At 68.7% G+C, this 24535-nt stretch carries 21 protein-coding genes; 5 read left to right on the forward strand and 16 right to left on the reverse strand.

From position 1 onward, the window contains the following. Positions 1-124 precede the first annotated feature (124 nt). From L0966_RS08520 to L0966_RS08540, 5 genes are all read left to right on the forward strand, one after another. Positions 125-1738, forward strand: coding sequence for a GMC family oxidoreductase (locus L0966_RS08520; RefSeq protein ID WP_234051465.1), 1614 nt, complete (start codon positions 125-127; stop codon positions 1736-1738). Beyond that, positions 1735-3210, forward strand: coding sequence for an aldehyde dehydrogenase family protein (locus L0966_RS08525; RefSeq protein WP_234051466.1), 1476 nt, complete (start codon positions 1735-1737; stop codon positions 3208-3210). Before L0966_RS08520 ends, L0966_RS08525 begins: the two co-directional genes overlap by 4 nt. A 61-nt stretch (positions 3211-3271) precedes the next feature. Then, positions 3272-4267: an ABC transporter substrate-binding protein gene (locus L0966_RS08530; protein WP_234051467.1), complete on the forward strand. Its 996-nt coding sequence runs from the start codon at positions 3272-3274 to the stop codon at positions 4265-4267. A gap of 62 nt (positions 4268-4329) precedes the next feature. Further along, positions 4330-5178, forward strand: coding sequence for an ABC transporter permease (locus tag L0966_RS08535; protein WP_370640687.1), 849 nt, complete (start codon positions 4330-4332; stop codon positions 5176-5178). A gap of 17 nt (positions 5179-5195) precedes the next feature. Further along, entirely contained in the window at positions 5196-5999 is an 804-nt protein-coding gene (locus tag L0966_RS08540) for an ABC transporter ATP-binding protein (protein WP_234051681.1), read from the forward strand. Positions 6000-6143: 144 nt separating this feature from the next. Here the strand turns inward: L0966_RS08540 and L0966_RS08545 are convergent, their stop codons facing one another. From L0966_RS08545 to L0966_RS08620, 16 genes are all read right to left on the reverse strand, one after another. After that, positions 6144-6848, reverse strand: a complete 705-nt coding sequence (locus L0966_RS08545) for an ABC transporter ATP-binding protein (RefSeq protein ID WP_234051469.1) — start codon at positions 6846-6848, stop codon at positions 6144-6146. Then, a complete protein-coding gene (locus tag L0966_RS08550; protein ID WP_234051470.1) occupies positions 6841-7638 on the reverse strand; it encodes an ABC transporter ATP-binding protein in 798 nt (265 codons plus the stop codon). The genes L0966_RS08545 and L0966_RS08550 overlap by 8 nt, the downstream gene beginning before the upstream one ends. Further along, positions 7635-8666, reverse strand: a complete 1032-nt coding sequence (locus L0966_RS08555; protein ID WP_234051471.1) for a branched-chain amino acid ABC transporter permease — start codon at positions 8664-8666, stop codon at positions 7635-7637. Before L0966_RS08555 ends, L0966_RS08550 begins: the two co-directional genes overlap by 4 nt. Continuing rightward, positions 8663-9535 carry a branched-chain amino acid ABC transporter permease gene (locus L0966_RS08560; RefSeq protein ID WP_234051472.1) on the reverse strand — a complete coding sequence of 291 codons (873 nt, stop codon included), beginning with the start codon at positions 9533-9535 and terminating at the stop codon, positions 8663-8665. The genes L0966_RS08555 and L0966_RS08560 overlap by 4 nt, the downstream gene beginning before the upstream one ends. A gap of 271 nt (positions 9536-9806) precedes the next feature. Beyond that, on the reverse strand, positions 9807-10958 hold the full coding sequence (locus L0966_RS08565) for an ABC transporter substrate-binding protein (protein WP_370640688.1): 1152 nt from the start codon (positions 10956-10958) through the stop codon (positions 9807-9809). Positions 10959-11043: 85 nt separating this feature from the next. Then, positions 11044-12228, reverse strand: a complete 1185-nt coding sequence (locus L0966_RS08570) for a 2Fe-2S iron-sulfur cluster-binding protein (RefSeq protein WP_234051473.1) — start codon at positions 12226-12228, stop codon at positions 11044-11046. After that, on the reverse strand, positions 12225-13103 hold the full coding sequence (locus tag L0966_RS08575; protein ID WP_234051474.1) for a xanthine dehydrogenase family protein subunit M: 879 nt from the start codon (positions 13101-13103) through the stop codon (positions 12225-12227). The genes L0966_RS08570 and L0966_RS08575 overlap by 4 nt, the downstream gene beginning before the upstream one ends. Continuing rightward, entirely contained in the window at positions 13100-15493 is a 2394-nt protein-coding gene (locus L0966_RS08580) for a xanthine dehydrogenase family protein molybdopterin-binding subunit (protein WP_234051475.1), read from the reverse strand. The genes L0966_RS08575 and L0966_RS08580 overlap by 4 nt, the downstream gene beginning before the upstream one ends. Continuing rightward, entirely contained in the window at positions 15490-16347 is an 858-nt protein-coding gene (locus L0966_RS08585) for an alpha/beta hydrolase (RefSeq protein WP_234051476.1), read from the reverse strand. Before L0966_RS08585 ends, L0966_RS08580 begins: the two co-directional genes overlap by 4 nt. Beyond that, positions 16344-17621 (reverse strand): amidohydrolase/deacetylase family metallohydrolase, encoded by a 1278-nt coding sequence (locus L0966_RS08590; RefSeq protein ID WP_234051477.1) that lies wholly within the window; start codon positions 17619-17621, stop codon positions 16344-16346. Before L0966_RS08590 ends, L0966_RS08585 begins: the two co-directional genes overlap by 4 nt. Before the next feature lie 511 nt (positions 17622-18132). Beyond that, positions 18133-18648, reverse strand: a complete 516-nt coding sequence (locus tag L0966_RS08595; protein ID WP_234051478.1) for a hypothetical protein — start codon at positions 18646-18648, stop codon at positions 18133-18135. A 48-nt stretch (positions 18649-18696) separates the two neighbouring features. Continuing rightward, positions 18697-20271: a TolC family protein gene (locus L0966_RS08600; protein ID WP_234051479.1), complete on the reverse strand. Its 1575-nt coding sequence runs from the start codon at positions 20269-20271 to the stop codon at positions 18697-18699. 182 nt (positions 20272-20453) lie between these two features. Then, positions 20454-22352: an FUSC family protein gene (locus tag L0966_RS08605; RefSeq protein ID WP_234051480.1), complete on the reverse strand. Its 1899-nt coding sequence runs from the start codon at positions 22350-22352 to the stop codon at positions 20454-20456. Further along, positions 22336-23382, reverse strand: a complete 1047-nt coding sequence (mdtN, locus tag L0966_RS08610; protein WP_234051481.1) for a multidrug transporter subunit MdtN — start codon at positions 23380-23382, stop codon at positions 22336-22338. Before mdtN ends, L0966_RS08605 begins: the two co-directional genes overlap by 17 nt. A gap of 2 nt (positions 23383-23384) precedes the next feature. Beyond that, a complete protein-coding gene (locus tag L0966_RS08615) occupies positions 23385-23669 on the reverse strand; it encodes a YtcA family lipoprotein (protein WP_234051482.1) in 285 nt (94 codons plus the stop codon). Between the two features lie 373 nt (positions 23670-24042). Then, positions 24043-24531 (reverse strand): GNAT family N-acetyltransferase, encoded by a 489-nt coding sequence (locus L0966_RS08620; RefSeq protein WP_234051483.1) that lies wholly within the window; start codon positions 24529-24531, stop codon positions 24043-24045. Positions 24532-24535: the final 4 nt, after the last annotated feature.

Consider the following 24535-nt stretch of genomic DNA (forward strand, 5'->3'; position numbering starts at 1 on the left):
CTGCGCAAGCCCTTGCCGGCTCTGCCTTTTGGCCGCCGACCGGATGGATGGCACACTGCATGCAATAGTTCGGCGGTATACTGATGATTTTCCGCGAACGCGGACATCGCGCAGGGAAATACTCATGCTTGATGCGCCGGCCTTCCAGGAAGGCTTCGATATTGTGGTCTGCGGCGCGGGAGCCGCCGGATGCGTGGTGGCGGGGCGGCTTGCAGCCGACCTCCACCTCAAGGTCCTGCTGCTGGAAGCCGGCGGTGAAGGCGACGTTGAGGAGGTGCGTAACCCCCGCATCTGGATGCGCAACATCGCCTCGGAGCGCGATTGGGACTTCCGCTCAGAGCCCTGCACCGGCCTCAATGGCCGCCGCGCGCCCCTGCCCATGGGCCGGGTGATGGGCGGCGGGTCGGCCATCAATGGCCTGGTCTGGGCGCGCGGGCACAAGAGCGATTTCGACCTGTGGGCCGCCGAGAGCGGCGATGCGGGCTGGAGCTATGAATCCGCCGTCGCCATCTACAAGCGCATCGAGGAGTGGGACGGCCCCGCCTCGCCTTTGCGCGGCACGAACGGCCCCATGCGCATCACCTTGCCGGAAAACCCCATTCCGGTGGTGCACGGCCTGTTGGACGCGGCCGAGGAACAGGGCATTCCCAAGGTCGCGGACCACAATGCCGAGGCCCTGGCCGGTGACGGCTGCGCCGCCATCGCCAATGTGAACATCGCCCGCGACGGCTCGCGCATCACCACCGCCTCGGCCTATGTGGCCCCGCGCCGCCACCAGCCGAACCTCACCGTGGTCACCGGCGCCCGCGTGCGGCGCGTGAGCATCGAGAACGGCCGCGCCACGGCGGTGGAGTTCGACCGGGGCGGGGCCGTGCACACGGTGCGGGCACGGCACGAGGTGGTGCTGTCCCTGGGCGCCATCAACACCGCCAAGGTGCTGATGCAGTCCGGCATCGGCAATGCCGCGCACCTCAAGCAATTCGGCATTCCGCTGGCCCGGCATCTGCCGGGCGTGGGGCAGAATCTTCAGGATCACATCCTGGTGGCGGGCTGCGTGTTCGAATATCGAACCCCCGAGCCGCCGCGAAACAACTCGGCCGAGTTCACTTTCTTCTGCAAAAGCGACCCGTCTTTGCCCGCGCCGGATCTCCAGCCCATGCTGGAGGAGTGCGCCTTCGGCTCCGAGATCACCCGGCCCGCTTACAATCTGCCGGTGGACCCCGCCCACGCCTTCACCCTTGCGCCCGGCCTGCTGCGGCCCAAGAGCCGGGGCCAGGTGCTGCTGACCGGCGCCGGCCCGGACGATGCGCTGCGCATCGAGGCCAATTTCCTGAGCGCGGAAGAGGATGTGACAGCCCTCATCCGCTGCATCGAGATCTGCCGCGCCATGGGCCATTCGGAAGCGCTGAAGCCGTTCGTGAAACGCGAGCTGATGCCCGGCCCGCTGGACCCGGCGGAGATGGTGACCTTCCTGCGCAATGCCGCCGGCACCTATTTCCACGCCACCTGCACCGCCAAGATGGGTCGCGACGAGATGGCCGTGGTGGACGGCTCGCTGAAGGTCCACGGCATCGCCGGCCTGCGGGTGGCCGATGGCTCTATCATGCCCGCCATCGCCGGCGGCAACACGCTGGCGCCCTGCGTGCTCATCGGCGAGCGCGCAGCCGATCTCATCGCCCGCGACCTTTCCTCATCCTCCTCCCTGAAAGCCCCGGAATGCGACGGAGCCTGCGCATGAATCCCGCTTCCTATGACGTCATCGACGGCGTTCGCACCTACAAGCTGTTCATCAATGGCGAGTGGGTCGCCTCCAGCCGCAACATCACGGCCGACAGCATCAACCCGGCCGATGGCAGCCTGTTCGCCCGCACCCAGCAGGCCGGCGCCGCCGAGGTGACGCGCGCCATCGAGGCCGCCCACGAGGCATTCGCGGCCTGGGGCTCCAGCCTCGCCAGCACCCGCGAGAAGATGCTGCTGAAGGTCGCCGACGTGATCGAGCAGCGCACCCCCGAGATCCGCGACATGCTGATCGACGAATGCGGCTCGGTGTTCAACAAGGCCCTGTGGGAGATCGACTACGTCACCGACTGCCTGCGCAGCGCCGCCGGCGACGTGCGTCATGTGATGGGCGAGACCATGCCCGTCACCCAGCCGGGACAGATCTCCATGTCGGTGCGCCGGCCACTGGGCGTGGTGGCGGGCATCGCGCCGTTCAATTCGCCCTTCCTGCTCTCCATGAAGAAGATCGCGTTCGCGCTCGCGGCCGGCAACACCTTCGTGCTGAAGCCCTCGGAGGAGACGCCCATTTCCGGCGCTCTCATCGCCGATCTGTTCGAGGAAGCGGGCCTGCCGGCCGGCGTGCTGAACGTGGTGCCGGGCGTGCCCGCCGAGGTGGGCGACATCATGATGGCCGACCCGCGGGTGAAGCTCGTCACCTTCACCGGCTCCACCCGCACGGGCCGCCACCTGGCGGTGGAAGCGGCCAAGCATCTCAAGAAGTTCTGCCTGGAAATGGGCGGCAAGAGCCCGCTCATCGTGCTGAAGGACGCGGACCTGGACTATGCGGTGAATGCGGCCGCCTTCGGCGTGTTCCTGCACCAGGGCCAGGTGTGCATGGCCAATTCCAAGGTGATCGTGGAAGCCCCCATCTTCGACGCCTTCGTGGAGCGCTTCGTGGCCAAGGCGAAGACCGTTCCGGTGGGCCACCCGCGCGACACCACCTCGGTCATCGGCCCGCTGATCCGCGAGAGCCAGTGCGCCTTCATCGACACCCAGCTCGCCGATGCCAGGGAAAAGGGCGCCCAGGTGCTCACCGGCGGCACCCATGAGGGCCGCTATTTCCAGCCCACCGTGCTCTCCGGCGTCACGGCAGACATGCGGATCTACCACGAGGAGAGCTTCGGCCCCGTGGTCTCCATCATCCGCGTGGCCGACGCCGAGGAGGCGCTGAAGGTGGCCAACGACACCGCCTATGGCCTGTCCGCTGCCGTCATCACCAACGACCTGCAGAAGGCGTTCGACCTCTCTTTGCGGCTGGAATCCGGAATGGTGCACGTGAACGACTGCACCATCTCCGACGAGCCCCATGTGCCGTTCGGCGGCGTGAAGAATTCCGGCTTCGGCCGCGAAGGCGGGCGCTCGTCCTGGGAAGAGCTGACCGAGCAGAAGTGGATCACCATCCAGATGGGCCAGCGCGAATTTTCTTTCTGACCCCTGACCTCAATCCTTTCCCCAGCTGCCCGAGCGCAGCCTCAACACAGGACCGTTGCGCATGATGACTGCCCCGATCATGAAGAGCGCCCTCTTCGCGGCGTTCGTTGCCTTGGCCGCGCTGCCCGCGCGCGCCGCCGAGATCCCGGCCAAGCCCGAGGCGGGTGCCCTCACCGTGGGCGTGCAGCCCTGGCTCGGCTATGGCCCGCTGCACATCGCGGCGGAAAAGGGCCTCTACAAGAAAGAGGGCCTCACCGACGTCAAGATCGAGAACTTCGTCGAGCAGAAGGACATCAACGCAGCGGTCGCCAGCGGCGCGCTGGACGTGGCGGCGGTGCCCACCAATGCAGCGCTGAGCATGAAGGCGGCCGGCCTGCCCATCAAGATCGTCGCCCTGCTCGACGTCTCCACCACCGCCGATGCCATCCTCGCCGGGCCCGACATCACCTCCATCAAGGACCTGAAGGGCAAGAAGGTGGCCTACGAGCAGGGCGCCACCTCCGACGTGCTGCTGCAGTACGCGCTGGCCGCCAACGGCCTTTCCATCGCCGACATCGAGCAGGTGCCCATGCCCGCCGCCAATGCCGGTGGCGCGCTCATCGCCGGTCAGGTGCCAGTGGCGGTGACCTATGAGCCCTATCTGTCCACCGCCATGCAGCAGGACCCCAAGCTGAAGCTGCTCTACACCGCCGGCGTCAATCCCGGCCTCATCTCCGACGTGCTGGTTGTGCGTGAGGAAACCCTGAAGAAGAAGCCCGGCCAGGTGCTCGCCCTGCTCAAGGCCTGGGACGCCGCGCTGAAGGACTACAACGCCGACGTCGCCGGTGGCCGCGCCATCATCGCCAAGGCGGTGGGCGCCAGCGTGGACGAGCTGAAGACCGCCTTCGACGGCGTGGTGTTCTACTCCATGACCCAGAACAAGGACGCCCTGCCCGGCTCCTTCGCCACCAAGACCCTGGGCGACGTGGCCGATGCCTCGCAGAAGGCCGGCCTGTTGGACAAGCCGGTGGCGGCAGGTGACTTCATCATCGTCGACTTCGTGAAGGCCGTCCCGTGACGGCCCTGGACGGCGGCCTTCGCGGCCCCAACACAGGTGAGGCGACATTGGCCCATTCCGCCATGAACCCGACCCCGAATGCCGCACCGCCGTCCATCCGGCCCGGTCCGCGCCGTCGCAAGCGGCGGCGCGGAGGGTTGCGGGCGCCCATCAGCCGTGGGCGCTTCGCCGGCATCGCGGTGCTGGTGTTCGGCGCCATCGCGCTCTGCTGGGTCGCGGCGGCGGCGGCGGGTGTGGTGCGCCCCATCTTCCTGCCCTCGCCCATGAGCGTCATCGCCCAGCTCGGCAAGCTCGCCGCCGACGGCACGCTCTGGAACGACATGGGCATTTCCATCTACCGCATCATGGTGGGCTTCCTCATCGCCTCGGTGATGGCGATCCCGCTGGGGCTGCTGGTGGGCAGCTATTTCACCTGGGAAGCGGCCATCGAGCCCCTGGTGGATTTCGTGCGCTACATGCCGGTGGTGGCCTTCGTGCCGCTCTCCATCCTGTGGGTGGGCACCGGGGACGCGCAGAAGTTCCTCATCATCTGGATCGGCACCTTCTTCCAGCAGGTCCTGCTGGTGATGGACGTGGTGAAGCGGGTGCCCAAGGACTTCATCGGCCTCGGCCGCACGCTGGGCCTGCCGGACCGCAAGATCATCAGCCGCATCATCCTGCCCAGCGCCATGCCGGGCATCTGGGACACGTTGCGCATCAGCCTCGGCTGGGCGTGGACCTGGCTGGTTGTGGCCGAGCTTGTGGCCGCGACCTCGGGCCTGGGCTACCGCATCGTGGTGGCGCAACGGTTTTTCCAGACCAACACCATCTTCGGCTACATCCTGCTTCTGGGCGTGCTCGGGCTTCTCACCGACCAGCTCATGAAGGCGGCCGCCACCCACCTCTTCCGCTACACCACGAGGGGACGATGACCGCGCCCGCCACCTCCATGGCCACCCCAAAGCTGGCCATCCGCCATCTCAATAAGAGCTTCGGCGCCGGCGCGCAGCAGATCGAGATCCTGCGCGACATCAATCTCGACCTTGCCACCAACGAGTTCGTCTCCCTGGTGGGCACCTCCGGCTGCGGCAAGAGCACCCTGCTGTCCATCGTCGCCGGGCTCGAGACCTTCGATGATCCCACGAGCGGCACCGGGGACTATTCCCCGGTGCATATCGACGGCGCGCCGGTGTTCGAGGCGGGGCTCGACCGGGGCGTGGTGTTCCAGTCCTATACGCTGCTGCCCTGGCTCACCGCCCGGCAGAACGTCGAATTTGCCCTACAGGCCGCCGGCATGGAGGCGGCCGAGCGCCGCCGCGTGGCGGAAGAACACATTGCCCTCGTGAAGCTGGAGCACTTCGCCAATGCCTATCCCAGCGAGCTTTCCGGCGGCATGAAGCAGCGCGTGGCCATCGCCCGCGCCCTCTCCTACCGGCCGAAGATGCTGCTCATGGACGAGCCCTTCGGCGCCCTCGACGCCCTCACCCGCCAGCAGATGCAGGAGCTGCTCATCGAGGTGTGGGAGAAGCACAGATTGACCGTGCTGTTCGTGACCCACGACGTGGAGGAGGCGGTCTACCTCTCCGACCGCATCGTGGTCATGGGCATCGGCCCGGGCCGCGTGCGCGAGACGTTCCAGGTGGACCTGCCCCGCCCGCGCCCGCCGGAAATCGTGGAGAGCGAGGACTTTCTCGCCCTCCAGCACAAGGTTCTGCGGGCCATCCGCGAGGCGGCCCAAAGGCTGCCATCCTGACACCCCTCTTCCGCGTTCATCACCCCCCCATGACTGGCCGGCGCCCTCGGGTGCCGGCTTTTTTTTGCGCCGGGGGCCGGGCACGAAAAAGGGCGGGATCGCTCCCGCCCCTGGTTCCGCTCCAGCGCCGCCCGGCCGTGGCCGTCACCCGCCGAGATAGGCCGCCCGCACGTGGGGATCGCCGATGAGCTCGGCGCCCTGCCCCGCCATCACGATGCTGCCGGCTTCCAGCAGGTAGGCGTAATCGCACAGCTCCAGCGCCGCGAAGGCGTTCTGCTCCACCAGCAGCACCGTGGTGCCCGCATCGCGGATGCCGCCGATGATGGAGAACATCTGCTCCACGATGTTCGGCGCGAGGCCGAGGGACGGCTCGTCGAACAGCACCAGGCGCGGGCGGGACATGAGGGCCCGGCCGATGGCCAGCATCTGCTGCTCGCCGCCGGAAAGGGTGCCGGCCATCTGGTGGCGCCGCTCCGCAAGGCGCGGGAAGCTCTCATAGATGCGCTCATAGTCCTCGCGCAGGCTGGAATCGCCGCTGCGCAGATAGGCCCCCATGGCGAGGTTGTCGGCCACGCTCATGTGCGGGAACACCCGCCGGCCTTCCGGACAATGGGCAACCCCCATGCGCAGCATCTTCTGCGGGCCGGCGCGGGTCACGTCCTCGCCATCGAGGCGGATGGTGCCGGAGCGGGCCGGAACGAGGCCGGAAATGGTGCGCAGCGTGGTGGACTTGCCCGCCCCGTTCGCCCCCACCAGGGCCACCAGCTGGCCCCGCTCGACCTTGATCGAAATGCCCCGAAGGGCCGTCACCTGGCCGTAGCCGCAGACGAGATCGGAAATCTCAAGCATGGGCCGCCTCCTTCTCTTCCAGCCGCGCCGCGCTCTTGCCGAGATAGGCCTCGATCACCGCCGGATTGTTGCGGATCTCGGCCGGCGAGCCCTCGGCGATGAGGCGGCCGTAATTGAGGCACACGATGCGGTCCGAAACCTCCATCACCATGGGCATGTCGTGCTCCACGAGGAGGATGGAGACCCCCTCCCCCCGCACCTTGCGGATGAGACGCACAAAGCCCTGGGTCTCGGACGCGTTCATGCCGGAAACCGGCTCGTCCAGCAGCAGCATGCGCGGCTCGGTGGCCAGCGCCAAAGCGAAGCCCACCAGCCGTTGCTCGCCATAGGACAGCGAGCCGGCCAGCTCCTGCGCCCGATGGGACAGGCCGACGAGATCGATGATCTCCTCCGCCCGGGCCCGGGCCGCCTTCTCCGCGGCGCGGGCGCCGGGGGTGGGCAGAAGGCGGTCCAGGAGGCCCGGGCTGCCGAAGCGGTGCAGGCCGATCAGCACATTGTCGAGCACCGTGTCGTCGGCGAACACGCTGGTGCGCTGGAAGGTGCGGGCAAGGCCCAGGCGGGTGATCTCATTGGGCCGCGTCTTGGCGAGATCGCGGCCGCGGAACACCACCCGGCCCTGGGTGGGCTTCAAGAAGCCCGACATGATGTTGAAGGCCGTGGTCTTGCCGGCGCCATTGGGTCCGATAAGGCTCAGGATCTCGCCTTCGTGCACATCGAAATGCAGGTCCGAGATGGCCGTGAGCCCGCCGAAGCGCATGCCCACATGCTCCACATTGAGGATGGTGCTCATGGGCGGGCTCCCGCTTCGAGGGGCTTGCCCGGCGCCGCCTTGGGCGCCTTGCGGCGCGTCAGGGTCTCGAGGGCCGGGACGATGCCCTTGGGCATCACGAACAGGATGGCGATGAGGATGGCGCCATAGACGATCCACTGCGCCTCAGGCGCCATCACCGGGCGCAGCGCCACCGGCAGCAGGCCGAAGATCAGCCCGCCCACCAGCGGCCCCGCCAGCGTGCCCTTGCCGCCCGCCACCACCATGATGACCATTGTGACCGTGTAGGAGAACAGGAACACGTCGGGATCGATGATGCGGATGTAGTGGGCATAGAGGCTGCCGGCCGCCCCCGCCATGGCCGCCGAGATGGTGGCCGCGATGGTGAGCGTGCGCGTGGCATTGATGCCGAGCGACAGCGCCAGGGACTCGTTCTCCTTCAGCCCGCGCATGGCCCGGCCGAAGCGCGAGGCCACGAGGCCGCCGACCACGAGATAGCTCAGCGCCGCCACCACCAGCACCAGATAATAGTTCTCCACCTTCGAGCGCAGCGTAAGCTCGCCGAGGCCGGGCAGCGGCAGCGTCATGTTGGGAATGGACGTGAGCGCCAGGGGCCCCTGGGTCAGCTCCACCCAGTTCAGCGCCACCAGCCGCACCACTTCGGCGAACGAGATGGTGACGATGACGAAATACGCCCCGCGCACCCGGAACGACAGCCGACCGATGAGAAAGCCGGTGAGCCCCGTGATGACGATCGCGAGCAGGAAGCCCACGATGGGGTCCCCGCCCTCATAGGTCACCCGGAGGCCGAACGGCAGGCCCACATCGAACCCAAGCGCCGTGAGCGCGCTCACATAGGCGCCGATGCCGAAGAAGGCGACGTGCCCCAGGCTCAGCTGGCCGGTAAAGCCCAGGAGCAGATTGAGGCTCATGGCGCAGATGGTGAAGATGCCCGTGATGATGAGGGCGTTGAGCAGATAGGGATCCTTAAGGACCAGCGGCAGCAGCGCCGCCGCCACCAGGAAAAGGGGGGCGAGAAGCTTGGTCATCCGATCCGCTCCGCGCGGGCGAACAGGCCGGTGGGCTTCACCAGCAGCACCGCGATGATGATGAGAAAGCCCATGGCGTCGCGATAGCCCGAAGAGATGTAGCCGGCGCCGATCTCCTCCGCGAAGGCCAGGATGAAGCCGCCAATGGTGGCGCCCGAAATGGAGCCCAGCCCGCCGAGGATGACGATGGCGAACGCCTTCACCGCGGCCAGGTCGCCCATCTGCGGAAACACCACATAGACCGGGCCCAGCAGCGCGCCCGCGGCCGCCGCCAGCGCCGAGCCGATGGCGAAGGTGGCCGTGTAGATGAGGGACACGTTCACGCCCATGAGCGCGGCCGTGTCATGATCCTGAAAGGTGGCGCGCATGGCGCGGCCGAGCTTGGTGCCGTTGATGGTGAAATAGGTGAGCACGATCAGCGCCAGCGCCGCGAAGAACACGAACAGGCGCACATAGGAGAGCGAGACCGGCCCGATCACCAGCGGCTCGGTGGGAAAGGGCGTGGGCACGGCCTTGGCGACGCCGCCGAAGATCCACAGGGTGCCCGATTGCAGGATGATGCCGGTGCCGATCATCACCAGCATGGTGGTGTCGATGTCGGACCGGCGCAGCGGGCGCAGCAGCGCGAATTCGATGATCGCGCCCATGATGAGGCCCGCCACCACCGCCACCGGCAGCGCCACGAAGAAGTTGAGCCCCAGCGCCACCGCCGCCAGATACATGGCGTAGGCACCGAAGGTATAAATGGCCCCGTGGGTGAAATTCACCACGTTCATGATGCCGAAGATCAAGGTGAGGCCGATGCCGAGGAGCGCATAGGTGCCGCCAAGCACCGATGCGTTGACGATGTGTTGTAGAAATTGGTCCATCCGGCCTGTCCTTAGAGCCAATCCAGCAGAAGCATGACGCGGTGCTGCGTTCGGATTTGTGCTCTCACGGTGAGTTGGAACAGGTTCGGCGAACCGGTGCTTGCCGAGCCTGTTCTAGGGTCGTTCGGGGCAAGCGCGGCGCGGCGGCTGAACCGCGCCGGCAAGGGCAATGCAGGAGAGCGAGGGGGCGGCGCCGCTGCCAGGCAGTTGGCATGGGAGCCGCCCCTCGCCCCGTTCCCCTCCCTTGCGGGGAGCGGGAAGCGGCGATGGCTCAGAGCTTGACGGGCGAGATCTTTCCTTCGGAAATCTCGATCAGATAGACCTCGGGCTTGCTCTGCCCGCTCTCCTTGCCCGCCGGGCCGGCCTTCTCGAACTTGATGGGACCGTTGAGACCCTTCAGGTCCACCTTCCAGAAGCCCTTGACGATGGAGGCCGGATCGGTGGCGCCGCCGGCCTGGATGGCGGCCGCGATGGTGCGGATGCCGTCATAGCCGCGGAAGCTCTCGGTGGTGCCGGCGAAGTCGTAGCCGCGCTTCTTCCACTCGTTGATGAAGTATTCGGCCGCCTGCGGGTTGGGGCTCTTCTCGGGCCACCAGGGAGCGAAGGTGACGAGATGCATCGTGCCGTTGGCGGTGGCGCCGGCCTGGGCCACGATCTGGTCCGGGTTCTGCGAGCCGCCGGTGGTGATGATGCGCTTCTTCAGGCCCAGAGCGGCCATCTGCTTGAACAGCAGGGTGAGCTGGTCCACCGCCGCGGTGATCATGATGGTGTCGGCGTCGGAAGCCTTCAGCTTGGCGAGCTGGGCGCTCATGTCCTGGGACGACTGGTCCATGGTCTCCATGAGACCCACCTCGACGCCCTTGGACTTCAGCAGCTTGGAGAAGTCGGCGGCAGCGCCCCGGCCCCAGTCATTGTTGATGACCAGGAAGTCCACCTTCTTGATGCCGAGCTTGGCGGCGATGGGGCCGAACGCCTCCGCCTCCACCGCCGACGGCGGGGCGATGCGGAACACATAGGGATTGCCCTGGGTGGTGATCTTACCGGAGGACGAGGTCTCAACCAGCATCGGCACCGAGTATTCTTCCAGCTTCGGCATGGTGGCCAGCGTCAGGCTGGAACCCCAGGCGCCCATCATCACCGGAACCTTGTCGGAGGTGATGAGCTTTTCCGCCACGGCGGCAGCCTCGGTCGGGTTGCTCTTGTTGTCCTCGATCACCAGCTCAATCTTCTTGCCGAGCACGCCGCCCTTGGCGTTGATCTCGTCGGCGGCGATCTTCGCGCCGTTGGTCACATAGGTGCCGGAAGCCGCGAAGGCGCCGGTCAGCGGCTCGTTCACGCCAATCTTGATGGTGTCGTCGGCGGCGAAGGCCGTGGAGCACATCAGCGCGAAGGCCATGGCGGCCAGCGTGGTCCTGCGGGTCATCTGCATGTTTGAACTCCAGTTTCTCGGGGCAAAAGGGACTTGGTTGGGAAAAAGGAACTTGGTTGGGAAAAGGGGAACGAAGGCGCTACCCGCCGATCAGCGCCTTCAGGCGCTGGGCGAGGAGCGAGAACAGGAGGCGCAGCGGATTGACGCCGCCGCTGGAGGCCGCGGGCGCCGGGGCGCCCTTCAGCCGGGCCTCGAGATGGGCGGCGAACTCCGCGATCAGCCGGCCCGCCACCTCCCGAACGAGGCCCGGACGGCCGAACTGGGCCAGCGGGCCCTTCAGCGTGTAGCCCACCGTCAGGTCCACCCGCGCCGTGCCGGGGGCCGCGCCCTCCAGCACCCGGTAGCGGATCTCGCCCTGGGTGGAGGAGCGCCCGTCAGCCCCCGCGCCCAGGATGACGCCGCTCTGGGTCGCCTCGTCCCGGGTCACGCGCGCGGTGCCGCGGAAGGTGGTGGAGATGGGACCAAGCTTCACCTTCATGCCGCCCTCGACCCGCTCGGGCTCGGGCATGGCCTCCACCACCGCGCCGGGCAGGCAGGCCGCCACCTCGCGAATGTCCGCGAAGAAGGCGAACACCTGCTCGGGCGGGAAGGCGAGCTCAAAGCTCTGCTCGAAGCTGTTGGCGGGCTTGAAATCGGTGGAGATGGTCATGGTGGCGGCGGCCGGCGGCGCGGCCTTTTCCACCACCAGCGGCACCGTGGCCACCGCCTCGCCCGAGCGCGCACCCACCGGGCCCAAGGCCCGCGCCTCGGTCACCGGCGCGATGCCACGGGCGCGCCGGTCGGCGATGACCGAGGCCACGGCCTTCACGATGCCCGCATAGCCGGTGCAGCGGCACAAATTCCCGGCCAGGCCGTAGCGGATGCGCGTCTCATCGGGCTCGGCCAGGCGCAGCACCAAGTCGCGCGACGACACCAGCATGCCCGGGGTGCAGAAGCCGCATTGCAAGGCATGCTCGCGATTGAAGGCGGCGCGCAGCTCGCTCGTCACCTCGTCGTCGTCGAGGCCCTCGATGGTGGTCACCTGCGCGCCGGCGCAGGTGGCGGCGAAGGAGAGGCAGGCGCGCGCCGGCTCTCCATCCACCAGCACGGTGCAGGCGCCGCACACCCCATGCTCGCAGCCGATATGGGTGCCGGTGGCGTCGAGCGCGTCGCGCACATAGTCGGCGAGATTGGTGCGCGGCTCCACATCGGCCGCCACGGCGCGTCCGTTGAGGGTCAGGGCCACGGTCCGGGTGGTGCCGGATGCACGCAAGGGGGCGTTCATGCGGCGCTCCTGGAACTGGGGGATGACTGGGGGGAGAAGAGGCCATCGGCCTGCCGCACCGCGCGCCGCAACACCTCGACGTGAATGTGGCGCTCCACCGGATCGCTCACCCCCGCGTCGAACAGGGCGATGGCGGCGGCGGTGGCATCGAAGCGGCCGGCGAAGCCCGCATCCACGCGGCCGCCGAACAGCTCCCGCGCATCGGCGATGACGAGAGGGGGCGCGTCGATGGCGCCCATCAGCGCGCGGGCCGTGCCCTTCTGCGGGTCGACCAGCAGCGCGCCGGTGGCGTGGGCGAACTCGCCCACCTTGCGGCAGTGCTTCGCGTAGCCGAAACGGGCGCTCGCCGGCACCTTGGGCACGCGCACCGCCACCAGCATCTCGCCCGCGCCGAGCGCCGTGGACAGGGCGCCGGTGAGGAAATCCCCCAGCCCCAGCCAGCGGCGACCGGAGGGGCCGGCGATCTCCACATCCGCGCCGAGGGCGGAAAGGGCATTCACCCAATCGGCGGCGGGGTCGGCATGGGCGAGGCTGCCGCCCATGGTGCCGCGATTGCGCACCGCCCGATAGGCGATGCCCGCGGCCACGCGGCTCAGCACATGGGCGCCCACATCCGGCGCGCGCCCATCCTCCACGTCCGCATGGGTGACGAGGGCGCCATAGACGATAGCCCCCTCCTCCTCCCGCACGCTCTTGAGCGCGGCGATGCCGGTGATGTCCACCACCAAAGAGGGCTGGGCGAGGCGCAGATTGAGCATGGGCCCAAAGGACTGGCCACCGGCCATCACCTTGGCGCCGTCTCCGCCCTCCGCCAGCAGGGCCACGGCGGCCTCGATCTCACGGGGACGGGCGATCTCGAACGGGGCGGGCTTCATGCGGCGCTCCTGTTGGCCGAGGCGCCCTGCTTCTCGACAAGGCCGGCCTCGCGGGCGGCAAGCACCTGCTCGACGATCCGCCGGGGGGTGACGGGCGAGCGCATCATCTCCACGCCCAGGGGACGCAGCGCGTCATTGATCGCGTTGGCGATGGCCGCAGGCGGGGCGATGGCCCCACCCTCGCCGATGCCCTTCACGCCGAAGCGGGTGTAGGGCGAAGGCGTCTCCATGTGGCCGATGAAGGGGGCCGGCACTTCCGGCGCCCCGGGCAGCAGATAGTCCGCCAAGGTGGAGGCCAGCGGCTGGCCGGAGCTGTCGAACGCCATCTCCTCATAGAGGGCGGTGCCGATGCCCTGGGCGAGGCCACCCAGGATCTGGCCATCCACCACCATGGGGTTCACCAGCACGCCGCCGTCTTCCACGATGACATAGTCGAGCAGCTCCACCTCGCCGATCTCGGGATCCACCGCCACCACCACCGCGTGGGTGGCGTAGCTGAAGGTGCCGCTGTCGCGCAGAGGCTTGTAGCCGGAAGTCACCTCCAGGCCGCCGCCATCCACGTCGGCGGGCAGGTCCTGGGGCCGGCGATACCAGGTGTGAGCGATCTCGTTCACGCCCACATCGCCATGGGGGCCGATGACGCGCCCGTTCTCGAACCGCACATCCGCGAGGTCCGCCTGCAGCATGTGGGCGCCGATGCGGCGGATGCGCTCGGACAGCTCCGTGCAGGCGGTGGCCACCGCGCCGCCGGCCATCACCATCACCCGCGAGCCCCAGCTGCCGGTGGAATAGGGCGTCATGGCCGTGTCGCCATAGAACACGCGGGTGCGGGCGACCGGAATGCCGAGAATCTCGTGGGCCACCTGGGCCAAGGTGGTTTCCAGGCTCTGGCCGTGGGAGTGGACGCCCACCCGCAGTTCGAGCCCGCCATCGGGGGTGAGGCGCGCGCCGGCCTGCTCGTGGCCCGGCACCATGGGAATGCCCCAGCCGGAATAGACCGAGGTGCCGTGCGCCCCCTGCTCGCAATAGATGGACAGGCCGAGGCCGATGCGACGGCCGTCCGGCTCACCCGCCTTCTGGCGCGCGCGCACCTTTTCCGGGTCGATGGCGATGAGCGCCCGCTTCAGGACTTCCGGATAGTCGCCGCTGTCGAAGTGCTTCTTGGTGATGTTGTCGAAGGGCATCTGCTCCGGGCGCACCAGATTCTTGAGGCGCACCACTTCCGGCGGCAGGCCCAGCTCCGCCGCGAGCGCATCCAGCGCCACTTCCAGCGCGAAGCACACGCCGGTGCGGGCGACGCCGCGATAGGGCAGGATCGGGCACTTGTTGGTGGCCACCGACCAGGTGCGGCAGCGATAGGAGGGGAAATCATAGGGCCCCGGCAGGATGGAGGCCACCTGCGCGGCTTCCAGGCACGCGGAGAAGGGATAGGCCGAATAGGCGCCGCTATCGACGGTGGCCTCGCAATCGATGCCGCGCAGCGTGCCATCGCGCTCGGCATAGAGGGTCAGCTCGTAATGGTGCTCGCGGCAATTGGCGTTGGCCGTCAGGTGCTCGCGGCGATCCTCCAGCCAGCGCACCGGGGCGCCGAGCTTGCGCGCCAGCCAGGCCAGGCACACATCCTCCGACAGCAGAATGGCCTTGTAGCCGAAGCCGCCGCCCACATCGGGGGAGATGATGCGGATCTGTCCTTCGTCCAGCTCCAGGCATTCGGAGAGGCCCGAGCGCACGATGTGGGGCATCTGGCTCGCGGTATAGACCACGAGCTGGTCCATGCGATGGTCGAGATGCACCACCGTGCCGCGCCCCTCGATGGGCGCCATGCACTGGCGGGCCGTGGAAATGGTGCGCGTCACCTTCACCGGGGCGTCGAAGGCGGCCTCGATGTTCACATTCACCAGGGATTCGAGGAAGACGTTGTCGCCCCAATGCTCGTGCACCAGAGCGGCGCCGGGCTTCCGCGCCTCCAGCATGTCGTGGAGGGCCGGCAGCTCCTCCAGGTCCAGCTCCACCCGAGCGGCCATGTCCTCCGCCTCGGCGCGGGTGGGGGCGACGCACATGGCGATGAGCTCACCCACCTGGCGCACCTTGTCGGTGGCCAGAACCGGCTGTTCCGACACCTTGAAGCCGGGCAGGCCGGACACGGCGCGGATGTTCTTCACCCCGTCGAGGTCGGCGGCGGTGAAGACGCGGCCCTTCAGGTCCTCCGGCACGTGAATGCCGCGGATGCGCGCATGGGCCAGCGGGCTGCGCACGAAGGCCACGTCCTGCATGCCAGGCAAGCGGATGTCAGCGATATACTGGCCGCGCCCGCGCATCAGCCGGTCGTCTTCCTTGCGGGGCAGGCGCGCGCCCACGCCCTCGCCCGGCTGGGTGACGTCCTTCATCATGCCGTCCTTCCGCTGACGAGATCGAGGGCCGCGCGCGTCAGGCGACCTTCCGGGTCGCGCAGCTCTTCGAGGATGGAGAAGTGGTTGGCCCCCGCGATGGGCAGCACCGAAACCGGCGCGCCGGCCGCCACGCGGCGCGCGGCGAGGGCTTCGGAATCGTGCACCAGCGCGGGCACCTCGGCCGTGCCGTAGGAGATGGCGAGATGCTTGCCGCAGACCGGAAGGCGCAGCGGAGAAAGGGTCGCAATCTCCTCGTCCGAGAGCTGAAGCGCCCCATTCAGGAAGGTGTCGCGGATGGGGGCGAGCTCATACACGCCGGAAATGGCGAGGCCCGCCGTCACCAGCGGATGGCCGAGCTGCATCACCGCCAGTTGCGCGCCGGCCGACCAGCCGGAGAGCACCACCGGCCCGGTGACACCCAGCCGCCCACCCTCGCGCGCCAGGAAATCGAGCGCGGCGCCAATCTCGGCCACGATGTCGGCCAGCCGCGCCTCAGGCGCCAGCGAATAGCTGGGCAGCACCACCGACCAGCCGTGAGCGGCGAGCCCTTGCGCATAATGGGCGAACACCTCGCGCGAATTGCGCTGCCAGTAGCCGCCATGGAGGAACACGAGAGTGGGGGCACCGGCCGCGCCGGAGAACAGGTCCAGCTTCTGGCGCCCGCCGGGGCCATAGGCGATGTCGAGCCCCTCCGGACGTGCGGCGCGATAGGCGGCCGCCGCCACATCGCGCGCGGCGACCCAGTCCGCGCTGTCGGCCACCGCGGCATTGTTGTTGTAGGCGGCATCCCGCTCGGTCTGGGACAGGGTGTCCCAGACCTCTTGCGGAGCCTTCTGCGTGGCGGGCGCGCTCACGCCGCCACCACTTCCGGCAGGATCGGCGCATCAGCGTCGAAGCGCTCGCCATTGCGCAGGCAGAAGGCCGGCGTCAGCAGGCGATCGGTGACCACCTTGGTGTCCTCGTTGTCGCGCAGCAGGAAGCTGCCGCGATTGTCGTCGAGCACCGAGATGTCCGCCGCATAGCCCACCTTCAGGGCGCCGAGACGATCCGAAAGGCCGAGCATGGCGGCAGGGTTGGCGGTGACCATGGGCACCACCTGCTCCAGCGGCAGGCCCAGGGCCATCATCGAGCTCATCGCCTGAGTGAGGCTGAAGCGGGCCTGGCCCTTGAAGGGATGATTCTCGTCGTCGGGATGCTCGGCGGGGGTGCCGGGAGGGGCCGGCACATAGGTGTTGTAGCCGTGCATGTCGGCGCCCAGCGTGTGGGGCACCACGCCGGCCGCGATGGCCTTCCTGGCGATGCGGTAGGAGAAGTGGCTGCCGTGGCCCACATCGATCTTCAGGCCGCGATCGAGGGCCGCCTTGATCACGTCGTGCACCTTGCCGTCGCGGTTCACGAAGCCGCCCGGATTGCGCGTGAACGGATGGGCCAGGATGTCGCCCTCCTTCAGGAGCGGAATGACCCGGTCCAGGATGGTGTCCGCATCCTCGCCATTGGTGCCGCTCGCCGGCAGGCCCCACAGGGCGCCAAAATGGACATAGAGCGGGATCTCGGCGCGGCGGGCGATCTCCACCGCCATTTCCATCACCTTGATGCCCCAGCGGGCGAAGCCGCCGATTTCCGCATGCCCCTTGATGCCGCGCACCAGGTCGCGGTTCGCGATGGCGGCCCGTACGGTGGCGTCCACATCCACGCATTCAGGGCTGTAGAGGTTCGGATAGTAATGGCCTTCCAGGCCACCGACGAGATAGGCGGAGAGGAAGGAATAAACGCGGGTCTTCTTCGGCTCCACCATGAACTTGCGGAAGCCCGGCAAGGTCATGCAGGAGGCGCCGCCCTGATCCACCACCGAAGTGACGGCGGAGTGCACGCCCACCATGTCCGGATCCAGCCCGAAGCGGCCGCTCACATACTGGTAGCAGTGACCGTGGGTATCGATCATGCCCGGCAGCACCAGCTTGCCCGAGACGTCGATCACGGTGTTGGCGCTCGCCGGAAGAATGGTCTCCTCAATGGCGGCGACCCGTCCGTCGCGCACAGCCACATCGAACACGCCATCACGCCCCGAAGCCGGGCAGATCACCCGCCCACCCTTCAGAAGGATGTCGTAACCCACTGACTTAACCATAAAATTCTCCGTCGTCGGCGAGCGATCCGTGACCGCTCAATTACGAAGCATGCTTCGCATCTCAATATGCAGGGGGCATGCCAACGATTGACATGAATCAAGCGAAAGGGTTTGAGACCGGCCGCGAATGACGCTGCGACAGCCGACGTAACGGCGGGCTCCGAGGGCCGAAGGTGGCGCGGTGACGGGGGTTTACTTCCGCTGCCTGCGCTCACGGCACCGTCGCCCGGCAAGCATGCAAATTGTCTCCAAACGCGGAGCGCCATCGCCCTCCATGCGCGCCTTGAGCCGCGCTGGCGCAGCTGCGGGCAGCTTGAATTGCTCCAATTTTATGCAAACTGGCGCCCAGGAAGGCAGCAATGCAGAACAGCGTGCAATCCACCCGTCGCGGCGGCGCCAGCGGCGGGCCACACCCGCCAAAGGCTGGGGCAAACGCGCGCGCGGCCCCGCCGGCGCGATGCTCTCCTACGGGTCGTCAGATCGGGGCGTTGGCAGGATCAGCGGATCGCGATCAATGCAGGTGGCGGCGCACCCAGCGCCAGATCACCCGGGCCCGCGCCTTCAGCTCGGCGATGCGCAGCGAGGCATAGAGCCGGTCGCGCACCATCCCGGTCGTGGTGATGACCCAGGCGGCGGCCGGCAGTGTCATCAGCTGGGCGCGACCGGCCGAATAGACGCGCTCGATGAGCACGAAGCTCACCAGATGGGCCAGCAGCAGCACCAGGGTGCCCGTGCGCACATGGCCGTTGGCGATATGCAGCATGGCCAGGAACTTGACCGGCTCCACCACCGCATAGGGTACGCCGATCAGCACCAGCACCGCCAGCGGCGGCAGGCGCGACACCCAATGCTCGAACCGGCGCACCAGCCCCAGCGCCGCGAGGCGCCGCACCAGCGGCTGGTAGAGCGGCCGCACGATCTCATCGACGATGATGATGATGCCGACGAGGATCCGGAACGCGATCCGCAGCAGCGCAAATAACAGGTTGCGGCGACCGCGACGGCGCGGCGCGGAATCAGCGGGCATGACGCCTCCCCACGCGCCCGCGCGCGGACGGGCGCCGCCGGGGGGCGCTCACGGCCCCACCAGGGTTGACGGCACCTCGCGCGAGGTCATGGCGCCGAGCACGAAGGCAAGGTTCGCGGCAGCGACCAGGGAGGCGGCATGGGCATCGGCCTGGGCCTGCCGGGCCGTCAGCAGGCCGCTATCGGCGGCCGTCGCCACAGTGATGTTGCCGACCCCCGTGCGATAGGCATCGAGAGCGGCGTCGTAGGTCACCGCGGCCGCATCCGCCAGCGCGGTGGCGGCGCGGTAGGAGGCGAGCGCCGAGCGCAGGGTGTTGGCGCTCACCACAATCTCACGCGCGGCGGCGTCCTTGGCCTTCTGGTAGGTGGCCTCGGTGGCGTCGGCGAGGGATTCCGCGTTCTTGAGCTGCGCCGCGCGCAGCCCGCCATCATAAAGCGGCACCGTGGCGCCCAGCATCACGCCTGAGGCGGCGGATTGCTGGCCGATGGTGGGCAGGCCTGTGGCGCTGAGGTTGGTGTTGCCGGTGGCCGCCACCGCGCCCAGGAACACCTTGGGCATGAAGGCCGCCTCGGCCGCCGTGATGCCCGAGCGCGTCGCCTTCATGGCGGAAAAGGCCGCCAGCACGTCCGGCCGCTGGGCGAGCGCGGCGGAGATCATCTTCTCCGTGGGCGCATCAACGCTCTCCGGCAGGCGCCGCCCGCTCGCAGCCCGCACCTTCAGCTCCGTCATGGGGGAAACGCCCATGGCGGCGAGCAGCGCCTGATAGGCATCGCGCTCGCCCCCCTGCGCCTGCACCAGGCCGAAGCGGGCCTGGGCCACCTGCTGGCGGGCCTGGGCCACCTCCACCGTGGTGCCGAGCCCCTTCGCCATCCGCTCATTGGCCGCATCCTCGATCTTGCGGCTGTTGGCGAGATTCTGTTCGGCCAGCCCCACGCGGCTGCGGGCGGCGCCATAGAGGAAGTAATTGCGGGTCACATCGAAGATGATCTTCTGATGCAGCCCGTTGAACAGCACGTTGGTGGCATCGGCATTGTGGCGGGCGGCATCAGCCAGGGCGTTGCGCTGGCCGAAGTCAAACACCAGCCACTGCAGGGCGATCTGCGGGGAGATGCCGTTAATCTTGGTGCTGGCCTCGTTCACGCCGCCGATGGTCACCGGCAGGGGCGCCGAAAACTTCTGGTAGCCGCCGATCACATTGGCCGAGATGTAAGGCAGGAAGGTCGCTTCCACCATGCCGGTCGCGAGCGCCGCCTGCCGCGCCTGCTGCCAGGCCACCCGCGTCTGCGGGTTCTGGTTCTGGGCGATATCGATCAGCTCCGGCAGGCTCAGCGTCCTGTCGCGCGGAATGTCCGGCGTGGCCTTCACCTCGCCCACCTGCGGGTCTGGCCGCACCGAGAAGTCGCGCACCGGCGGAGCGGAAGGCGCCGCGCCATTTGTAGCCGCGTTGACATCGCCGGCCGGCGCCGGCCCGGCCGAGGCCTCCCCCGGTGGGGTCCAGGGCTCGGAGGGGGACTGCGGCGCGCTGTCGAGCGCGCTCAGCGCGCAGGCCCCGAGCGCCAGGCACGAAACCGCCATCGCCCCCGCCCTCAGCAGGCGCCCGAGCGCTTTGAGTTGGCGCGGCATCTTCACGCAAACCTGCATCCACTTCGCCCGAAACCGCTCGCCCTGGCGCCAGAGCGGCGCCCAGCCGCGCTCGCGCGCTGCGCCCCCGAGCGGGGTCGCGGCGCATCCGCCGATGCCCACTCGCGGGTCCTTCCCCATCGTCGGGCGCCGTAACGGCCGCGCCTCGGATCGCGCCATTGCCATCACCCCGCCACCAGCCGTTCGATCTGCGCAAGATGCGGCATCGGCCCGCCCGGCTCCGCGGTCTCGGCCCGCATCGCCGCGCCGGTGTCATCGTCGCCGCGCTCCGCCCCGCCGCCGGGGGCGACCCGGGCGGCTAGCTGATCCAGACGCCGCGACACCCCCTCCTCCAGCTCCGATGCGAACAGCAGCGGCGGCAGCATGGCCTTGATCTCGCGCACCAGCCCCCGCATCCGCATCTGCAGCGCCGCCGAAGGGCGCTCCGAGCGCGGCTCGAACGGCAGAAGGCGGAGCTGGCTGAAGGCCTTATCCACCTCGGTCTCGACCAGGGCCGCGTCGTTCGTGGCGATCCGGCGGGCGGCTGGCGGCATGGCGGCGAGGCGCGACAGGCCGCGCAGGGCCTGCGCCAGATGCTCGCGCGCATCCACCACCGCGCTCTTCGGCCAGATGCCGGTGAAGATCACATAGACCACCAGATTTCCCAACAGGATGCCAACCACCCGGTCGCGCCCGGAATCCATGTCCAGGCTCGGCGCGAAGCCGCTGAGGATGGTGAGCAGGAAAGCGAGCCCCACCTGCACCCCGGCATAGGAAATCCGCTCATTGCCGGTGGACACCCAGGCGCCAACCAGCACCCCCGCGAACACCAGCGCCATCAGCCCGCCCACCGACGACAGATGGGGAATGACGAACAGGATGGAGGCGAACCCCAGCCCCGCCCCCACCAGGCAGCCGCAAATGCGCAGGGCCAGCTTGTGCACGGTCTCCCCCGTGGTGCCCAGCGCCGCCACGTAGCAGGTGATCATGGCCGTGTGGATGCCCTGCCAGTTGATCAGCGAATAGATGATGTAGCAGGAAATGGCGGCGGCCGTCGTCTTCAGGGCGTAGCGCTGGTAATCGGGATTGGTGAAGGCATCCGGCGCCAGGAAAGGCGGCTTGGCGGCCACCGCGTCCGTCCCCCCATTTGGCTGCGAGAACCCGGCGAGCAGGCGCCGCGCCGTGCCGGCGGGCGAGGCATCGGCCTCCACCGCCTCAGGCTCATCCGCGGCGGCCGGGCGGCGACCAGCGGAAATGGCGGCGGCCGCGGCGCGGCAGCTCTCGGCGAGCCCCGCCCGCGCCTCCGCGGCAAGGTCGGCTGGCAGCGCCGCCACCGCCAGCAGCAGGCGATAGCTGCTGGCAGCCGCGCCGGCGAGCCACGCCACACGGGCCGCCGGCGCAGTGTGGAACAGGCGCGCAAGCATCACCTGCTGGTCGGCATCGGCGAGGCCCTCCGCCAACTCATCATCAAGACGCTCCGGCTCCCGCCGCTCCAGAGCCCCGGCGGCGGCCACGAGCCGGCGCGCCACCAGCTCCCGCAGCAGGCGATGGGGCGAGCTGCCGAGCACCAGATAGAACGCGATCATCGCCACCATGGGCATGACGGCCATCTGCCACGCATAGAGCAGGCCCCGCGTCGCCACCTCGCCCACCGGGAGCTGGTCCACCAAGGTGAGCACGAAGCCGATGACCAGCGCGATGATGGAGCCCGTTTCCCCCAGCTGGGAGGCCGCGCCCAGATACACGAAGCCGAATGAGGTGAGGGCGATGACCACGATGCGCAACAGCGGAAAATCGGCTGTGAGCTGGATGACCGGCGCCATGGCCAGCACCACGACGCTGGCAAGGCCGATGAGGCCGATGGCCTGCCCCACGCATTCCGCCCCGCTGGGCCGCGCCAGGAAGATGACCAGATAGCAGCCGATGGCGGCTTCCGGCACCTTGTAGACCATGGCGATGCCGGCCACGATGGCGCACAGCAGCGCCACCCGCCAGGTCAGGGCGAAGCGGCCTGGGAAAGGCTGGAGATCGCGCCAGGCCTGGCGGGCGACACCCCGCCAGGGGGATTCAACAGCCGCCGCCATGATGCACGGTCGCGGTGGCCGAGGCGCCGACGCGCATCAGCTCGTCCGGTGGCTCCATGAGGCGGATACGCACCGGAAAACGCTGCGCCACGCGCACCCAGTCCAGGGTCTTAGGCACAATAGGCATCTTGCGCGGCAGGTTGATGAGCTCCTCGGAGGCCACGCCCCAGCCGATGCCCTCCACCCGCCCGCGAATGGCCCGGGTGCGATCAGCCAGCGCATAGACGGTGGCGCAATCGCCCACCGCGATGCCCGGCAGCTCCGTTTCCAGGAAGCCGGCGGAGACGAACCACGCCCCCGTATCGATGAGCGTGAACACGGATTGCCCCGGCAGCACGAACTCACCGGCCGCGACCGCAAGGCCCACGACCTTGCCATCGAACGGCGCATGCACCTGCGTATTGGCCAGCGCCCGCTCGGCCAAGGCGAGGGCCGCGCGGCGCGCCTCCACCAAAGCGGTCGCGGCGGCCACGTCGCTCACCAGGGCATCGGCCGCCGCCTGCTGGTGCAGCGCCTGCTTCAGGCTGATCTCGGCGTCGCGCTTGGCGGTGGCCGCGTCGTCCACCTGCTGTGCGCTCACATAGCCCTTGGGCCGCAATGCCTCGAGCCGCGCCAGGGTCTGGGTGGCGAGGTCGAGGTTGGAGCGGGCCCGCATCACCTGCTCGCGCGCGATGATGGCGTTGGAACGCTCCGCCTCCACCGCGCGCTGGCGATCGGCAAGGGCAGCTTCCGCCATCTTCAGGTCGGCCGCCGCCTGCTCCTTCTGCAGGCGGTAGGAAATGGGATCGAGGGCGAACAGCAGCTCACCCTTGCGCACCGCGCCATTCTCCTTCACCCCGAACCTCTCGATGCGGCCAGGGACGGCGGCGGCGATGTTCGCGGCATCGGCGGTGATCACCGCATCCTGGGACAGCGGGTTCAACTCCGCATTGCGGAAGTAGCGCCAGCCGAACACCACCGCGGCCGCAACCGCGACCAGGCTGACGATGATGCCCAGGCGGCGCGAATGGGGTTTCACGTCCTCATCCATGGCTATCGTCCGAAGCCCAGGAGGGACACCAGGAAGCCGAGGCCGGCGGCGATGCTCACATAGATGGGCAGGCGGAAGGGCAATGCGTCATCAACCCCAAGGCGCACGAACACAAGGCGCACCAGCACGGCGCCCAATATTCCCGCGAGCGCGCAAGCGAGCCATGAGGGGAAATAGGCCCCAAAGAACGGAAGGGATGGCGCCCCCGCCGGCGCGCAGCCCGCAAGAAAGCCCGCGGCGCCGAACAGCACCGACTGGCGGGCGAACCGGTGAGCGAGGCCACGCAACCGCGCGCCGGGATCGGGGCGCCCGATTTCAGGTCCGGCGCCAGGTAGCGCGGCACCAAGCTTTCCCCGGCGGACGAGATCGGACAGGACAGGCACCCTCGGCAGGAGATGAACGAACGGAACAACGGCCAAGCCTTAACGGATTGGTAACGGAACCCGGCTGGGGGGACAAGCCGCCCCTCCCTGCCGGCGAACGCGCCGAGGGCCAAGCGCCCGAATGCCAGGAGGAAAATGCTGGCCTGAAAGCCGCCCGGCGAACCGAAGCCGCCCCCGGCTCTTCCCCTCCAGCAAAGGGAATGGCCGCGCGAATCGCCGCCGCCTCGTGGCGGGACGCATTGGCGGAGCGCATCCCGCGGGCATCGGCGCGCCGCCCTCACCAGCGGGCGCCGTCGCCCAACCACAGCACATAGCTCGCCCACGGCGCAGCCTCGGCGAAGCGTTCGTAAGCGCGGCGGGCGCCGTCATTGTCCTGCGGCGCGAGCCAGCGCAATTGCACCCAGCCGCGCGCCAGCCCTTCGGCCGCCACCGACTGAATCAGCTGCTCCGCCAGCCGCCGGCCACGCATTTCGGGCATCACAAAGAGGTCGTCCAGCTGCCCGGCCCGCTGTCCGGAAATGGCCTCCGGCAGATCGAAGAACACGGCGAACGCCACCGGCTGGCCATGGACGAACGCCCCCAGGATTTCAGCGACCGGATCCGCCAGCAGGCGCGCTGCGGCGGCCACATCGGGCGCGCTGGGCTCGCGGGCATGGCGTAGCGCATCCCCATAGCGCGCGAGAAGCAGCGCAAGGCCCTCGGCATCGTCCCGTTCGAGAGGGCGCAGGGTGATCTCCTGTTCGCCGGCCGCCTGCCCTGCCTCCATGACG

The organism is Xanthobacter sp. NM-59 (assembly GCF_021401125.1).
In the GTDB taxonomy this organism is placed as follows: Bacteria; Pseudomonadota; Alphaproteobacteria; order Rhizobiales; family Xanthobacteraceae; genus Xanthobacter.